16 protein-coding genes and 5 tRNA genes are annotated in these 15,374 nt (G+C 66.4%); 15 read left to right on the top strand and 6 right to left on the bottom strand.

Annotation, left to right across the window (positions count from 1 at the left end; genetic code table 11):
- Window positions 1-30 precede the first annotated feature (30 nt).
- The 5 genes from rsmB (at window position 31) to VA599_RS20260 (ending at window position 6,141) form a co-directional block, all read left to right on the top strand.
- Entirely contained in the window at window positions 31-1,281 is a 1,251-nt protein-coding gene (gene rsmB, locus VA599_RS20280; RefSeq protein WP_021475277.1) for a 16S rRNA (cytosine(967)-C(5))-methyltransferase RsmB, read from the top strand.
- Complete coding sequence (locus tag VA599_RS20275; protein ID WP_021475276.1) at window positions 1,268-1,840, top strand: DUF4390 domain-containing protein; 573 nt, start codon at window positions 1,268-1,270, stop codon at window positions 1,838-1,840. The genes rsmB and VA599_RS20275 overlap by 14 nt, the downstream gene beginning before the upstream one ends.
- A complete protein-coding gene (locus VA599_RS20270; protein ID WP_021475275.1) occupies window positions 1,840-3,951 on the top strand; it encodes a sensor histidine kinase in 2,112 nt (703 codons plus the stop codon). Before VA599_RS20275 ends, VA599_RS20270 begins: the two co-directional genes overlap by 1 nt.
- Window positions 3,951-5,219, top strand: a complete 1,269-nt coding sequence (locus VA599_RS20265; RefSeq protein ID WP_011137805.1) for a sigma-54-dependent transcriptional regulator — start codon at window positions 3,951-3,953, stop codon at window positions 5,217-5,219. The genes VA599_RS20270 and VA599_RS20265 overlap by 1 nt, the downstream gene beginning before the upstream one ends.
- 154 nt (window positions 5,220-5,373) lie before the next feature.
- Complete coding sequence (locus VA599_RS20260) at window positions 5,374-6,141, top strand: HesA/MoeB/ThiF family protein (RefSeq protein ID WP_021475274.1); 768 nt, start codon at window positions 5,374-5,376, stop codon at window positions 6,139-6,141.
- A 36-nt stretch (window positions 6,142-6,177) separates the two neighbouring features.
- Here the strand turns inward: VA599_RS20260 and VA599_RS20255 are convergent, their stop codons facing one another.
- From VA599_RS20255 to VA599_RS20235, 5 genes are all read right to left on the bottom strand, one after another.
- Window positions 6,178-6,663, bottom strand: a complete 486-nt coding sequence (locus VA599_RS20255; RefSeq protein ID WP_021475273.1) for a TlpA family protein disulfide reductase — start codon at window positions 6,661-6,663, stop codon at window positions 6,178-6,180.
- Window positions 6,664-6,692: 29 nt separating this feature from the next.
- Window positions 6,693-7,106 (bottom strand): acyl-CoA thioesterase, encoded by a 414-nt coding sequence (locus VA599_RS20250; RefSeq protein WP_021475272.1) that lies wholly within the window; start codon window positions 7,104-7,106, stop codon window positions 6,693-6,695.
- Between the two features lie 27 nt (window positions 7,107-7,133).
- The gene (locus tag VA599_RS20245; RefSeq protein ID WP_231152764.1) at window positions 7,134-7,511 is read right to left on the bottom strand and encodes a VacJ; all 378 of its coding nucleotides are present in this window, start codon (window positions 7,509-7,511) and stop codon (window positions 7,134-7,136) included.
- A gap of 14 nt (window positions 7,512-7,525) precedes the next feature.
- A complete protein-coding gene (locus VA599_RS20240; RefSeq protein ID WP_346790305.1) occupies window positions 7,526-8,356 on the bottom strand; it encodes an energy transducer TonB in 831 nt (276 codons plus the stop codon).
- A 91-nt stretch (window positions 8,357-8,447) separates the two neighbouring features.
- Window positions 8,448-8,915: a Dps family protein gene (locus VA599_RS20235; protein ID WP_021475269.1), complete on the bottom strand. Its 468-nt coding sequence runs from the start codon at window positions 8,913-8,915 to the stop codon at window positions 8,448-8,450.
- A 76-nt stretch (window positions 8,916-8,991) separates the two neighbouring features.
- Here VA599_RS20235 and VA599_RS20230 point away from each other — a divergent pair, with 76 nt between their 5' ends.
- A complete protein-coding gene (locus VA599_RS20230) occupies window positions 8,992-9,288 on the top strand; it encodes a DUF167 domain-containing protein (protein ID WP_166439825.1) in 297 nt (98 codons plus the stop codon).
- Here the strand turns inward: VA599_RS20230 and VA599_RS20225 are convergent.
- Window positions 9,282-9,722, bottom strand: a complete 441-nt coding sequence (locus tag VA599_RS20225) for an FxsA family protein (protein ID WP_346790303.1) — start codon at window positions 9,720-9,722, stop codon at window positions 9,282-9,284. The genes VA599_RS20230 and VA599_RS20225 overlap by 7 nt on opposite strands.
- Window positions 9,723-9,753: 31 nt before the next feature.
- Here VA599_RS20225 and cutA point away from each other — a divergent pair, with 31 nt between their 5' ends.
- From cutA to VA599_RS20180, 9 genes are all read left to right on the top strand, one after another.
- Window positions 9,754-10,068: a divalent-cation tolerance protein CutA gene (gene cutA / locus VA599_RS20220; protein WP_346790301.1), complete on the top strand. Its 315-nt coding sequence runs from the start codon at window positions 9,754-9,756 to the stop codon at window positions 10,066-10,068.
- Window positions 10,069-10,198: 130 nt separating this feature from the next.
- Window positions 10,199-10,274 (top strand) — tRNA-Lys (locus tag VA599_RS20215).
- Between the two features lie 37 nt (window positions 10,275-10,311).
- Window positions 10,312-10,387 (top strand) — tRNA-Lys (locus VA599_RS20210).
- Between the two features lie 28 nt (window positions 10,388-10,415).
- Window positions 10,416-10,491, top strand: a tRNA-Lys gene (locus VA599_RS20205).
- Between the two features lie 34 nt (window positions 10,492-10,525).
- Window positions 10,526-10,601 (top strand) — tRNA-Lys (locus tag VA599_RS20200).
- Window positions 10,602-10,640: 39 nt separating this feature from the next.
- Window positions 10,641-10,716 (top strand) — tRNA-Lys (locus tag VA599_RS20195).
- A gap of 127 nt (window positions 10,717-10,843) precedes the next feature.
- Window positions 10,844-11,341, top strand: a complete 498-nt coding sequence (locus tag VA599_RS20190) for a sigma-70 family RNA polymerase sigma factor (RefSeq protein ID WP_346790299.1) — start codon at window positions 10,844-10,846, stop codon at window positions 11,339-11,341.
- On the top strand, window positions 11,338-12,324 hold the full coding sequence (locus VA599_RS20185) for a FecR family protein (RefSeq protein ID WP_346790297.1): 987 nt from the start codon (window positions 11,338-11,340) through the stop codon (window positions 12,322-12,324). Before VA599_RS20190 ends, VA599_RS20185 begins: the two co-directional genes overlap by 4 nt.
- A 101-nt stretch (window positions 12,325-12,425) precedes the next feature.
- A complete protein-coding gene (locus VA599_RS20180) occupies window positions 12,426-15,347 on the top strand; it encodes a TonB-dependent receptor (RefSeq protein WP_346790295.1) in 2,922 nt (973 codons plus the stop codon).
- The last annotated feature ends 27 nt before the right edge of the window (window positions 15,348-15,374 follow it).

Here is a 15,374-nt window from a genome sequence, read left to right as displayed (position 1 = left end):
GACTGGCCTTGTTTCATCGAAAGACACACCATGCATCAAATCCAGCAACTGGCCGCCGAGATCCTGGCCCGCATCGAGGCCGGCACCACCCTCACCGACGCGCTGGCCGACGCCCATCGCCAGGCCGGCAAGCTGACGCCCGCCGAGCGTGGCGCGCTGCAGGACCTGAGCTACGGCAGCCTGCGCCATCTGGGCGTGCTGCGCCACTGCCTGCGCCAGCTGGTGCCGCATCCGCTGCCGGAGCCGCAAGTGGAGCGCCTGCTGCTGATTGCGCTGTACCAGCTGCAATATACCCGCGCCGCGCAGTACGCGGTGGTGCACGAGGCGGTGACGCTGGCCGGCATGATGGCGCGCGGCAAGTTCAAGGCCCTGGTCAACGGCGTGCTGCGCAACTTCCAGCGCCGCCGCGACGAGCTGCTGGCCAACGCCGCCGCCGATGAGGTGGCGCAGGCCAACCATCCGGACTGGTGGGTGGCGCGGTTGAAGGCGGCCTATCCCGCCGAGTGGCGCGGCATCCTGGAGGCCAGCAACGTCCACCCGCCGCTGACGCTGCGCGTCAATCGCCGCCGCATTTCGGTGGAGGATTATCTGGGCCGGTTGGAGGAGGCAGGCCTGGCGGCCAAGGCGCTGGGCGACGACGCGGTGCAACTGGCGCGGCCGGTGGCGGTGCGCGATCTGCCCGGCTTCGCCGATGGCCTGGCCTCGGTGCAGGACGAGGGCGCGCAGCGCGCCGCGCACTGGCTGGACCTGAAGCCGGGCCTGCGGGTGCTGGACGCCTGCGCCGCGCCGGGCGGCAAGACCGGCCATATGCTGGAGCGCGCCGACGTGGAGGTGACCGCGCTGGACATCGACGCCACGCGCCTGGCCCGCGTCGGCGACAATCTGCGGCGGCTGGGCCTGTCCGCCCAGCTGATCGAGGCCGACGCGTCGCGGCCGGACGACTGGTGGGGCGGCCGTCCGTTCGACCGCATCCTGGCCGACGTGCCGTGCTCGGCTTCCGGCGTGGTGAGGCGCCATCCGGACATCAAATGGCTGCGCCGGCCCGGCGATTTCGCCGCGCTGGGAGAGCAGCAGGCGGCGATGGCCGACGCGCTGTGGCCGCTGCTCGCCAGCGGGGGAAAAATGCTATACGCTACCTGCTCGATTTTTCCCGAAGAAAACCGCCAGCAATTGGAGGGCTTCCTCAAGCGCCACGCGGACGCGGTGTGCCTGAAAGAAGAACAACTGCTGCCTTGTGAGCGACATGACGGCTTCTATTACGCGCTGCTTGAGAAACATTAGCCTGCTGTTGGCTCTGCTCTGTTGCCTGCTGCCGCCGGCGCTGGCCGACACCATAGGCTCGCGCCGCGCGGAGGCCGAAGTGATGCCGGACGGCACGCTGGCGGTCAGCACCCGGTTCCTCACCAAGCTCACCCCCAGCCTCAGCGAGGCGCTGGAGCAGGGGGTAGTGCTGGGCTTCCGGCTGGAGTTCGAGCTGACCAAGCCCCGCACCACGTCATATTACCTGTCGCTGCGCGAGTGGTTCGACCCGCACGCGCAGCTGGCTTTCAAACTGTCCTACCAGCCGTTGACCGGCCGCTACCGCGTCACCATCGGCAGCCTGTCCAATTACTACCCCACCTTGCGCGAAGCCTTGTCCGCCCTCGGCGCGATCCAGGGCTGGCGCGTGCTCAATCCCGGCACGCTGGATCCGAAGAGGCCCGGCCAGGTGGCCGGCCAGGTCCGGCTGCTGCTGGACATCGGCGATCTGCCCAAACCCTTCCAGATGAACGCGCTGGGCTCTGACGACTGGTCGCTGGATTCCGGCTGGATCAAGCTGGACGTCAAGGACGCCGGCTGATGCGCTACGCCACCATCGCGATGGCGACGGTCGGGGCCATCCTGCTTTATCTGCTGGCGGTGGCCACCGGCAACGCTTCCAAGCTCAACGATTACTACTGGTGGGTTTTCGGCCTCAACAGCCTGCTGCTGCTGGCCCTGCTTGGCGTGGTGGGCCGCCAGCTGTGGCGCTTGCGCCAGCGGGTGAAGAACCGCGTGTTCGGCGCCAAGCTGACGCAGAAGCTGGCGCTGATGTTCGCCGGCGTCGCGCTGGTGCCGGGCCTGCTGGTTTTCACCGTGTCGGCGCAATTCCTGACCCGCAGCATTGAAAGCTGGTTCGACGTGCGCGTCGAGGCGGCGCTGGACCGCGGCCTGGTGTTGGGCCGCAGCGCGCTCAACTACGTGCTGGACGACGTCGGCCGCAAGGGGCGGATGGTGCAGGACGAGGTGGAGGCGTTGCCGGACGGCGTGCTGCCGGTGAGGCTGGAACGGCTGCGCGAGCAGCTGGGCCTGAAGGAAATCGCTATCTTCAACCGCGGCAACGGCCAGCTGCTGGCTTTCGCCGGCGGCGACGCGCGCGGACTGCCGCAATCCCCGGGCCATGAAGCGCTGCGCGGGGTTAAGCTGCGCACGCCGCAGCAGAGCATAGAGAACGACGGCAACAACGGCCTGGCGCTGAGAGTGCTGCTGGCTTACCGGGGCCCGGGCGAGCAGACGCGGGTGCTGCAGCTGCTGCAGGCGGCGCCGGCCGATATCAGCCGCGACGCCGAACAGATCGAAAGCGCTCGCTCCGAATATCGGCAATTGCTGCTGGCGCGGCAGGGCTTGCGCACCTTCTACATGCTGACGCTGGCGCTGGCGGTGCTGCTGGCGCTGACGGCGGCGCTGGCTTTCGCGCTGTTCCTGTCGGAGCGGCTGTCGGCGCCCTTGTCCGAGCTGGCTGCCGGCACCCGGGCGGTGGCGCAGGGCGACTTTTCCAAGCGTCATCCGGTCTACCGCCGCGACGAGCTGGGCATGCTGACCACGCTGTTCAACCGTATGACGCAGCAATTGGACGAGGCGCGGCAGCTGGCGGAAAAGAGCCGCGGCGAGCTCGAGGGCGGCAAGCTTTATTTGGAAAGCATACTGGCTAACCTGTCGGCCGGCGTGATCGCTTTCGGCGGCGACTGGCAGATCCGCGCCGCCAATACCAGCGCCTCGCGCATTTTGGGCTTCGATTTCAGCCAGCTGGCCGAGCACCGTTTTCCCGAGTGGGGCGGCCTGATACCGGCGGTGGCCAGCCTGGTGGAAACGGTGATGCAGCACGCAGACAGCGATGTCGAGAGCGACTGGCAGACCCAGCTCGGTTACGACACCGCCCAGGGCGAGCGCACGCTGCTGGTGCGCGGCGCGCGGCTGCCCGAGCATTCCAGCGACGGCTACGTGCTGGTGTTCAACGACATCACCGAGCTGGCCCGCGCCCAGCGCGACGCGGCCTGGGGCGAGGTGGCCAAGCGCCTGGCGCACGAGATCCGCAATCCGTTGACGCCCATCCAGCTGTCCGCCGAGCGGCTGGCGATGAAGCTGGCGGACAAGCTGGAAGGGTCGGACGCCGACATGCTCAAGCGCTCCACCGACACCATCATCAAGCAGGTGGGCGCGCTGAAAAGCATGGTGGAGGCGTTCCGCGACTATGCCCGCGCGCCCAAGATCAAACTGGTGAAACTTGATCTCAATCAGGTGATCCGGGAGGTGATGGCCCTTTACGAATCCAATCCTGCTGTTAAGATTGCGCTGGACGAAGTTCCGCTGATGATCATGGGGGATGCGGCTCTGCTGCGGCAGGTGCTGCATAACCTGATGCAAAACGCCCAGGATGCAGTCCTTGACGTTGGCATCCCGATGATTCAAATTAGCAGCCGACAAGAAGAAGGAAACGCGCTCGTCAGCGTCGAGGACAATGGCGCGGGCTTCGGCCCGGACATCCTCAGACGCGCGTTCGAGCCATATGTGACCAGTAAAGCCAAGGGAACCGGTCTTGGACTGGCCGTGGTCAAGAAGATTATGGAAGAACACCATGGACAGGTCATTTTGGGGAACGCCGGGCAGCATGGCGCGCGCGTCCTTCTCTCCCTGCCATTGCTGGAGGCCTAATGCGTAGCAGCGACATTTTGATTGTGGACGACGAGATCGGCATCCGAGAGCTGCTCTCCGAGATCCTGCAGGACGAAGGTTATACCGTGGCTTTGGCGGAAAACGCCGAAGTGGCCCGCCAATTGCGCAATCAGACCCGGCCGGCGCTGGTGCTGCTGGATATCTGGATGCCCGATTGCGACGGCGTCACCCTGCTGAAGGAATGGGCCAAGTCCGGCTTGCTCAACATGCCGGTGGTGATGATGTCCGGCCACGCCAGCATAGACACCGCGGTGGAAGCCACCCGCATCGGCGCCTTTGATTTCCTGGAAAAGCCGATCGCGCTGCAGAAGCTGTTGACCACGGTTCAGCGCGCGCTGAAGTACGGCGACATGCAGGCCAACACCTCGCTGAACCTGGACAAGCTGGGCCGCAGCGAGCCGATCCAGGAGCTCAAGCGCCAGCTGGAGCGCGTGGCCAAGGTGAAGTCGCCGGTGCTGCTGACCGGCGAGTCCGGCTCCGGCTTCGAGCTGGTGGCGCGCTTCTTCCACCAGGGCAACACGCCCTGGGTGACGCCGGCCAAGCTGGAGCAGCTGGCCGACGCGCCGCTGGAGCTCTTGCAGAAGGCCAACAACGGCGTGCTCTACCTGCCGGAAATCGGCCAGTACAGCCGCCGCGTGCAGCAGGGCCTGCTGTTCCTGCTGTCCAAGCTCGACCGCTTCAACGTGCGCCTGATCTGTTCCTGCAGCCGTCCGCTGCAGGAGCTGCTGGTCGACCCCGAGTGCGACAACCGCCTGCTGACCGCGCTGTCCAGCGTGATCGTGCCGATCCCGCCGTTGCGCGAGCACGCTGAGGACATCACCTTCATCGCCGAGCAGATCCTGGTGGAGCTGGTGGAATCCAAGCAGGTGCCGGCGCGCAAGCTGACCACCGCCGCGCTGAACGCGATGCGCCAGTATGACTGGCCGGGCAATCTGGAGCAGCTGCGCAGCATCATCAAGAGCCTGGCGCTGACCGCCGAGTCCGACGAAGTCGACGCCGCCGAGGTCAACAAGGTGTTGGCCCAGTTCCGCCACGAAAAGCCGGTGGAGGAGTCGGGCTTCGACTTCAACATCCCGTTGCGCGAATTGCGCGAACAGCTGGAGCGCCGCTATTTCGAGTACCACATCTCGCTGGAGAACGGCAATATGAGCCGGGTGGCGCAGAAGGTGGGCCTGGAGCGCACGCACTTGTACCGCAAGCTGAAGCAGCTGGGCATCAAGTTCGCCCGCAAGGTGGCGGAGGAGTAAGGCAAAACGCCTGATACTGCGTTGCGGTAATGTTGGGCTTCGCTTTGCTCGGCCCAATCTACGAGGCGCGCCTTGTTTCAGGCGTTTTGCTCGACACAAATCGCTTATCGACGCCAGCCTTCCCGGCTGGCGTTTCGCATTCTGGAGCATGAGTATGGAGCAAGACCGCGAACTGGACGATGAGGCGCTGCTGCGCTACAGCCGCCACATCCTGTTGCCCGAGATCGACATCGAAGGTCAGCGCCGGCTGCTGGCGGCGCGCGCGCTGATCGTCGGCGCCGGCGGCCTGGGCTCGCCGGTAGCCTTGTATCTGGCCAGCGCCGGCGTCGGCCGGATCACCATCGTCGACGACGACGTGGTGGAACTGTCCAATCTGCAGCGCCAGATCGCCCACGATACCGCCAGCCTGGGGCGCGGCAAGGCCGAGTCGGCGGCGGAGCGGATGCGGGCCTTGAATCCCTCGATCGAGGTGAGGCCGCTGGCCGAGCGCCTGTCCGGCGATCGCTTGATCGAAGAAGTGGACGCGCACGATGTGGTACTGGATTGCTCCGACAATTTCGCCACCCGCCATGCGGTCAACCGCGCCTGCGTGGCCGCCAGGGTGCCGCTGGTATCCGGCGCGGCGGTGCGCTTCTCCGGCCAGCTGGCGGTGTTCGACAGCCGCGACGCGGCGTCTCCGTGTTACCACTGCCTGTTTCCGGACGAGGGCGAGGCCAGCGACGGCCCCTGCGCCACTTTTGGCGTGCTCTCGCCCTTGGTGGGCGTGATCGGCAGCCTGCAGGCGGTGGAGGCGGTCAAGCTGCTGGCTGGCGTCCCACCGGCGCTGGGCAAACTGACGCTGTACGACGCGCTGAGCGGCGGCTTCAAGCAGATCCGCGTGCCGCGCGATCCGGGCTGCGCGGTATGCGGGGGCGTGGGGTAGAAAAACGCCCCGGCGGGCGGGGCGGCGGTTTGTGGCTTAGAGGTGTTGCTCGATCAGCTTGCGCACCTCGGGGAAGTTCATCACGCCGACGTAGCGTTTGATGATGTTGCCCTGCTTGTCGATCAGGAAGGTGGTCGGCGCCAGCTGAATGTCGCCGAAGGCCTTGGCCGTGGCTCCTTGCGGGTCCAGCGCGACGAAGAAGGGCAGCTGGTTCTTGGCGACGAAGTTCTGCACGTAGTTGGGCGGGTCGTAGCTCATCGCCACCGCCAGCACGTTCAGGCCCTTGCCGCCGTAGTCCTGGTGCAGCTTCTTGATTTCCGGCATCTCCTCGACGCAGCCGGGACAGCTGGTGGCCCAGAAGTTGACCAGCACCACCTTGCCTTTCAGCGCCGAGGTGCTGGTGGCGGCGCCGGTCAGCGAGGTCAGCTGCACCTCGGGGGCCGGGTTGCCGGAGAACATCAGCTTGTAGGCGGCGCCGGCCGCGACCAGCAGTGCCAGCGCAATGATCAAACCCTTCTTCATTTCGATTTCCTGTCGTGTCTGCCGCTGGTTCAGACCGGAGAGGCGGTCATCTGTTCCAGCATGTCCTTCAATTGTCCTTCCAGCACCACCGCCTTGTTCTGCTTGGCATCGAACACCACGAAGGTGACGTCGGCCTCGGCCACCACGGTGTCCGTGCCCTCAAGCAGCACGCGTTGGTGGATCACCGCGCTGCGGTTGCCGATGGACTTCAGACCGGTCTCGATCAGCAGCTGCTCGCCCATCAGCGCGGGACGGCGATAGTCGATGTTGATGTTGACCACTGCCAGCGCCAGGCCGGATTTCAGGAACCAGTCCAGTCCGCCTTGCTCTTCGAACTGGCTCCAGCGCGCTTCTTCCAGAAATTCCAGGTAGCGCGCGTTGTTGACGTGGCCGAACAGGTCCAGGTGATAGCCGCGGACCTTGATCCGGGTGTGGTGCGCCATGTGTTTCCCCTCTATTGTGTGTGGCGGTTAATCGGCGCGGCCGTCCAGATCCAGCGGCACGAAGGCTTCTCGCTCCAGCGGCTCTTCGACCAGATCGGTCAGCACCGAGTGGATTTCCACCTTGAACCATTGCTGGAACAGGTTGGGACTGATGTTCTGCGGCCACAGGCTCTCGTCTTCGCACCAGTCGGCCAGCTCGGCCTCAAACAGCTGGCGATGGCGTTGCTGCACGAAGCGGCGGGCGGCGTCGGCGTCTTCCGCCGGCGGGATCAGCAGCGCGTTGCTGTCAGCGGCCAGCGCTTCCAGCGTCAGTTGCGGATCGATGCCGCCGGGCAGGCTTTTCAGCCAGGCCAGAAACGGGGCCTGCGGGCGCAGCAGCGCGATGCTGCGGTTGACTTCAAACATGATGTTTCCTTGGTTCAATGGCTGGATAAGAGGTTGTCCCGGGTGAAGACGAAGCGCTGGTTGATGCGCATCGCGGGGGCGCGGGCCAGTGCGGGCGGAAACGGCGGAAACGGCGAGGACAGCTCGACGATGCGCTGGGCGGCTTCGTCCAGCACCCGGCTGCCGGAGCTGCGGGTGACCCGTTGTCCCTGCAGGCTGCCGTCGGCGGCTATCGTCACTTCCAGCGTCACCGCGCCGTGCAGGGCCTGGCGGCGCGCTTCATCCGGGTAATTCAGGTTGCCGATGCGCTCCACCTTCAGCCGCCAGTCGGCCTGGTAGCGCGCCCACGGATAGCCGCGGGCTGCTTCGCCGAGCGCGTTGCCGGCCTGGCCGCTCTCCTTGTCGTTGTCGACGATGGCGCTGTCGCCGCCGCGCGACAGCGCGCCGACCTGGGCCAGCAGCGAGCCGGTGCTGACCTGGCCGCTGGGCGGCGTGGGCTGGACCTTGGCCGGCGCCGGGGTTGGGCGGGCGATCGGGTTGGCCGGAGCCGGTGGCGGCATTTCCGCGGCGGGGCGCGGCTTGGGCGGCTCGCGACGACTGAGCAGCTGGCGCGGCTCGGCGCTGTTGCCCGAGCCTGCATGATCGATTTCGGCCAGCCGTTCGGTCGGCGGCGCAGATGGCGCCGGGTGGCGGACCAGGCGGATATTGATCTGCGACGCGGGTGTTTCCCCGGCGCGATCGGGCGCGGAAACGCGGCCGCCCAGGCTGAGCAGCAGCAGGTGGGCCAGCAGCGACACGCCCAGCATCAGCCACAGCAGCAGGCCGCTGGACGCGGATGGGCGGGGGCGGTACAGGTGATCGGCCATCGCGGGTTTCCGGATTTTGCCAGAGTGTAGCATGGCGGCCATGCAAAAACGCCGCGCGGAGGCGGCGTTTCGGCGGCGGCGCGCGGCCGGCTTATTTTTCCAGCAGGCTGCGCAGCATCCAGGCGGTTTTCTCGTGCACCTGCAGGCGCTGGGTCAGCAAGTCGGCGCTTGGCTCGTCGGAGGCGCGCTCCACCACTGCGAACACGCTGCGGGCGGTGCGGCACACGGTTTCGTGGCCCTCCACCAACTGGCGGATCATCTCCTCTGCCTTGGGCGGCGCACCGGCGGATTCGGGGATGGCGGTCAGCTTGGCGTAGTCGGCGTAGCTGCCCGGCGCGTAGTGTCCCAGCGCGCGGATGCGCTCGGCCACGGCGTCAACGGCCAGCGCCAGCTCGTTGTACTGGGTCTCGAACATCAAGTGCAGTGTGTTGAACATCGGCCCGGTGACGTTCCAGTGGAAGTTGTGCGTCTTCAGGTACAGGGTGTAGCTGTCCGCCAGCAAGCGGGACAGACCGTGGGCGATTTCCTGGCGATCTTGTTCATTGATGCCGATATCCATGACGATGCTCCTTTTTGGCGGCGCTGCTTCCAGGCCGCGTTTTGGACTACACTCCCCGTTTTGGGCGGGAAATGGGATGAAACCTTGGTTGTCGTGCCATGATGGCTGCGTCCGGCTGACGCTGCACGTGCAGCCGGGCGCCAAGAAGACCGAGGCGGCCGGCGAGCACGGCGACTGCCTGAAGGTCAGACTGGCCGCGCCGCCGGTGGACGGCAAGGCCAATGCCGCGTTGCTGGCCTGGTTGGCCGATCGTTTCGGCGTCGCCAAGCGCGACGTGGAACTGCTGTCCGGCGACAAGAGCCGGCACAAGGTGGTGCGGATCGCCTGCGGCCTTGATGACGCGGCGGCGCTGGACCGTCTGGGTTTTCACTGAAGGCGGCGTCCCGGCGGCGTGGTTTCGTCCACGCGCTTGAACTCGCCTTCTATGATGTCGCCGTTGCCGGCCGGTCCGGCGGACGGGCCCGCGCCGGTGGTCCGCAGCGAAATGTCCGGTCCTTTCAGCGGCAGCAGCAGCAGGATGGCGGCGAGATCGCTGAGCAGGCCGGGCAGCAGGAACAGCAGGCCGGCCAGCGCGTAACGCAGCGGCCACAGCAGCGAGTACAGCGAAACCTTGTCGCCCTGGCGCATCACGCTGCCCAGCGTCAGCAGCGCGCCCAGCTTCTGGTTGCGCAGCATCCACAGGCCAAGCATCGAGGACAGCACCACCAGCAGGAACACCGCCAGGCCGCCGATGCGGTCGGCCAGCGCCACCAGGGCGGCGATTTCTGCGAACGGGTAAATCAATAACAGCAGCGGGAGAACGCGCATCTTGAATCCGATTCCATCTAACGATTGTTTATTGGTTGTCTGCAACGCGCCGGACGCGGAAACCGCCGAGCGCATCGCGACGACGCTGGTGGCCGAGCAGCTGGCCGCCTGCGTCAATATTCTGAGTCCCTGCCGCTCAGTGTACCGCTGGCAGGGCGCGGTGGAGCGGGCCGAGGAGATTCCGCTGCTGATCAAGACCCGCGCTGACGCGTATCCGCAACTGGAGGCCAGGCTGGCGGCGCTGCATCCGTACGAAGTGCCGGAGATTGTCGCGCTGCCTGTGGCGCAGGGATTGCCCTCTTATCTCACATGGGTATCGAACAGCGTAGTTTCAAGTGCCGAATGATTCCGGCCCGGTTTGTTCCGACTGTTTTCCGCCCGTTTTCGTTCCCCGCGCGGGGCGGCGGCGGAGAGAAATTTTTCGCGATACGGCTTGACGCATCTGAAACGTTTCATTATAGTTGCCAGCTCTCGATGGGTCGTTAGCTCAGCTGGTAGAGCAGCGGACTTTTAATCCGTTGGTCGCAGGTTCGAATCCCGCACGACCCACCAGAGAAAGCTTGATATAGTGTAGTCGCATGTCCCGGACGGGTCGTTAGCTCAGTTGGTAGAGCAGCGGACTCTTAATCCGTAGGTCGAGTGTTCGAGCCACTCACGACCCACCATCCAAAGACATGCCGCCGTACGTTGTGCGGGTCGTTAGCTCAGCTGGTAGAGCAGCGGACTTTTAATCCGTTGGTCGCAGGTTCGAATCCCGCACGACCCACCAATCAAGTTCATTTCTGTCTTTGTGCAGACCGGATGGGTCGTTAGCTCAGTTGGTAGAGCAGCGGACTCTTAATCCGTAGGTCGAGTGTTCGAGCCACTCACGACCCACCACCATCCCTGCACCCTTCCCGACACGAATACCCCCCAAATGGGTCGTTAGCTCAGCTGGTAGAGCAGCGGACTTTTAATCCGTTGGTCGCAGGTTCGAATCCCGCACGACCCACCAAGAATTCCCGCAAGGGCCCGGCTATTGTCCGGGCCTTCGCATTTCCATTCCCGATATTTCTGATAACGATAATTGTTATCATTTGTTTCTTGCGCTATGCTGCGCCCTTTTGTCACGGGCGAAGCTGGTGTTGGACGGCTATTATCGCGAACTGCTCAATTTCCTCACCCGGGCCACCGGTTCGCGCCAGCGCGCCGAGGATGTGGCGCAGGACGCTTATCTGAAAGTGCTGAATCTGCAGGCGCCGGGAGGCGAAGCCGGCGGCGCGGCGGTGCGCTCTCCCCGCGCGCTGCTGTACGCCGCCGCGCGCAATCTGCTGATAGACCGCCACCGCCGCGAGCAGGCAAGGCCGCAGCAGGACATTGCCGACATCGAACTGGCCGCGCCCGCGCATTGCGAACCGGAGCGGCGGTTGGCCGCGCGGCAGCAATTGGCCTTGCTGGAGCGGACGATAGCGGGCTTGCCGCCACGCTGCCGCCAGGCCTTCGTGCTGTTCAAGCTGGAAGGGCTGAGCCAGGCTGACATCGCGCGGGAAATGGGCATTTCCCGGAACATGGTGGAGAAGCACATCATCAACGGCATGCTGGCGTGCAAGCGGGCGCTGGAACAGGAGGAGGGCCGATGAGGCGGGAGCGTGAAGCGGCGAACGAAGAGCTGGCCGACGCGGAAGCGGCGCGCTGGCGCTTGCGGCAGCGGGAGGGGCTGGACGAGGCGGGGCGGGCGGGACTGGCCGCCTGGCTGGACGCGTCCGGCGAGCGCCGCAGAGCTTACGCCGCGCACGCCCGAGTCGACGCCTTGCTGTCGGAGATGGGCGGCGAGCAGAGGCGAAGATTGGCGGTTCCCCCGCCGTCGCGCTTGCGCCGCCATGGCCTTGCCGCCTGCGCGGCATTGCTGCTCGCCTGTACGCTGGGCTGGCATTGGCGGGCCGGCCAGCCGCAGTGGACGCAGACGCTGGCCAGCGCGCGCGGCCAGCAGCTGGAGCGGGTGATGGCCGACGGCAGCCGCTTGAGCCTGGATGCCGATACCGTGGTGGAGGTCGCGTATTTTTCCGATCGCCGCGAGGCGAAGCTGCTGCGCGGACAGGCGATGTTCTCGGTGGCGCGGGATGCCGGGCGGCCGTTCCGCGTGGCGGCCGGCCCGGTGCGGGTGACGGTGCTGGGCACCCGCTTCGCGGCGCGCCATCTGTACGGCGCGGTCGAGGTGGCGGTGGAGCACGGCCGGGTGGCGGTGGCTGACCACGGCGACGCCGAAGCAGCCGCCGGCACGGGAGGCGAGGCGCGGAGCAAGCTGCTGCTGACCGATGGCCAGCGCGCGGTCTGGCGCGATGGCTCGCTTCGGCCGGAGGCGGCGGTGCCGCCGGAAACCGTGGCCGCCTGGCGCGCGGGGCGGCTGGCGTTTTCCGACCGGCCGCTGGCCGAGGTGCTGGCGGAGTTCGAGCGTTACGGCCCGACCGGCCTCAAGCTGGCGCGGCCGGAGCTGGGCGGTTTGCGCTTGAGCGGCAGCTTCGCCAGCCACGACGCCGCCGCTTTCGCCCGCATCCTGCCGCGCGTGCTGCCGGTGGAGGTGCGCCGGAACGGCGGCGAAACGCTGATCGACGCCAAAAAATAATCCGAGAAAAAAATATTTACCGACCGACGTCAGGATGCGGCGGGCTGCCACGTCTTCATGGATGCGAATAATTATTAATTTCATCCGTGAGGTAGTCCGCCATGTCGATTTCCCGCCCGGGCGCCGCGGCCCTGCTGCTGGGCCTGGCTTGCGTCCAGCCCGCGCAGGCCCAGTCCCGCGTAGTCGCCTTCCAGATCGCGCCGCAGCCGCTGGCCGGCGCGTTGCAGCAGCTGGCCAGCCAGGCCGGCATGAATCTGCTGTTCGATCCGGCTCTGGCCGGCGGTCGCGCCACGCCGGGTCTGCAAGGCAGCTATACGGTGCGCGACGCGCTGCGCCGGCTGCTGGCCGGCAGCGGCCTGGCCGCCAGCCTGCGGGCGGAAGGCATCGTAGTGCAGGCGGCGCCGTCGACGGGAGGGGGCGCGGTCAATATCGGCGCCTTGCGGGTGCGCGGCGCCAGCAGCGCGCCGGGCGCGCTGTCCGACGACGAGATGTCGCTGTTCGACCGGCCGTATCTGAAGCCGGGCTCGTCGGCGGCGGTGACGCGCGAGCAGATCGAGCGCTTTCGCGGCACCTCGCCGGCCGACATGTTCAAGGGCGTGGCCGGGGTGCAAGTGGGCGAGAGCCGCAACAGCGGCTCGGTGGACGTCAATGTCCGCGGTCTGCAGGGGCAGGGGCGGGTGCCGGTGGTGATAGACGGCAGCGTGCAGTCGGTGACCGCCTATCGCGGCTACGGCGGCGTCGCCGACCGCAACTATCTGGACCCGGACCTGATCGGCGGCGTGACCGTCGACAAGGGGCCGGTCCTGTCGGCGCAGGGCGCCGGGGCGATCGGCGGCCTGGTGAAGATGGACACGCTGAAGGCGGAGGACATCCTGTTGCCGGGCGAGCGCCGCGGCGTGCGCCTGCGCGGCGGCTTGCAGAGCAACAGCGCCGCGCCTCCGGCCGAACTGAACGCGACGCCGCGCCAGCATAGCCCGGCGCTGGACGGCCGCGCCGGCCACGGCAGCGTCGCCGCCGCCTTGCGCGAAGACCGCTACGAGCTGGTCGGCGCCTTCGCCTACCGCGACATCGGCAATTACTTCTCCGGCAAGCACGGCTACCAGCGCTATGTGGTGAAGAACGACTGGATGTCGTCTGGCACCCAGAACGATGTCGGCGTCACCCGCATCTTCAAGCCCGGCGAGGAGGTGCTCAATACCGCCAACCGCAGCCGCTCGCTGCTGCTGAAGGGCACGTTGAAGCCGGACGCCGAGCGCTCGCTGGAGCTGGGTTTCCGCCGCTACGACAGCGACTACGGCGAGATCATGACCTCGCAGATCGTCCGCAACGACGGCGATTCCATTCCGCAGTGGCCGCGCAGCCAGGTGCGGGTGGACGCCTACACCGCCCGCTTCAAGTGGCAGCCGGACGACAATCCGCTGATCAAGCTGCAGGCCAATCTGTGGCATACCGACATGGACAGCCGCGCCTACAACGGCGATGTGTTCCGCAATCCCACCCAGGGCAAGCCGCGTCCGGGCTGGGGCGATTGCGCAGACTGCATCGACTTTTCCTACCTGGCGCCGGCGCAGGCGCAGCGCACCGGGGCCGATCTGAGCAACACCTCGCTGTTGCGCACCCCGCTGGGCGCGTTGAAGTTCGATTACGGGGTGTCGCTGCAGCATGAGCGGCTGGCGCCGGGCAAGGGCTTCATCCGCGACGAGGACGACATCCTCAACAACCGCAATCTGCGGGACGGCAGCCGCGACGAGCAGAGCGCCTTCGTCGGCGTCAACTGGGCGCCGGTGGATTGGCTGAGCTTCGACTTGGGCGGCCGCTATCTGCGTTTCGCCACCCAGGACAACAACGTCGAGGTCAAGAAGCTGGATACCTACCGCACGGTGTCCAAGACCGCTCAGCTCTACAGCGACGATACCTTCGAATACCTGGGTGAGGTGGAGTGGAAGCCGGACGCCGCCGGCAATTTCAGCGACGCCACCAATCCCTTCAAGCAGCCGGGCGCCACCTATGTCGACGCCAACGGCCAGGCGCAGCCGCTGGCCGGCGCCAAATCCAGCGAGGCGGAGGCGAGCTGGCGCGACAACCAGGAATTGGCGTCGCGCCAGTACCGCCGCAGCCAGCCCTACCGCCGCCGCGACAGCGGCTTCGCGCCGTCCTTCGGCATCAACCTGAAGCTGAGCGATTCGGTCACAGGCTATCTGCGCTACGTCGAAGGCCTGCGCATGCCCAGCCTGATGGAGTCGACGCTGGGCTCGTCCTCGCCTTTCCTTGGCGAACTGAAGCCGGAACGCAGCCAGAACTGGGAAATCGGCGTCAGCGTGCTGAAAGACGGCCTGCTGCGCGGCGACGACCGCTTCCGCTTCAAGCTCGCCTATTTCGACAACACCACCCGCGACTACATCACCCGGCGGCCGATTCCCGGCAAGGAAGCGTGGGAGCAGAACTTCAGCATGGTGAATATGGATCGCTACCAGCTGTCCGGCGTCGAGCTGCAATCGTCGTACGATGGCGGCGCGCTGTTCGGCGAGCTGTCCGCCACCTACAACCGCAAGACCCGGATCTGCGACCGCGCGTCGGCCGAGTATTTCCGCGGCATCACCTGGTTCGGCGGCGAGCATCCGATGGCTAACACGCCGGAATGCACGCCCAGCGGCTTTTCCAGCAGCTACGTCCGCAACCACATCCCGCCGCGCTTCAACCTGAACCTGACGCTGGGCGGCCGCGCGCTCGACCGCAGGCTCAGCTTCGGCAGCCGCGTCACCTACAACAGCGAGCCGGTAGCCAAGCAGGGCGCCAGCGTGGACGACAGCCGCTGGGAGAGCTGGAACGGCACCGCCAACCAGGTGCTGACCCGCGCCTACACGCTGGTGGACGTGTTCGCCAGCTATCGGATCTCCAAGGGCGTCAGCGTTGATTTGGCCATCGACAACCTGACCGACCGCTACTACTTGGACCCGCTGGCGCTGAGCCTGATGCCGGGGCCGGGACGCACCGCGCGGCTGAACGCGACTTGGCAATTCTGAGCGGCGCGTTTCCCTAAATAAACAAAA

This window comes from Chromobacterium indicum, assembly GCF_039708975.1.
GTDB lineage: Bacteria > Pseudomonadota > Gammaproteobacteria > Burkholderiales > Chromobacteriaceae > Chromobacterium > Chromobacterium piscinae.
This window is presented reverse-complemented; position numbering and strand designations above follow the sequence as displayed.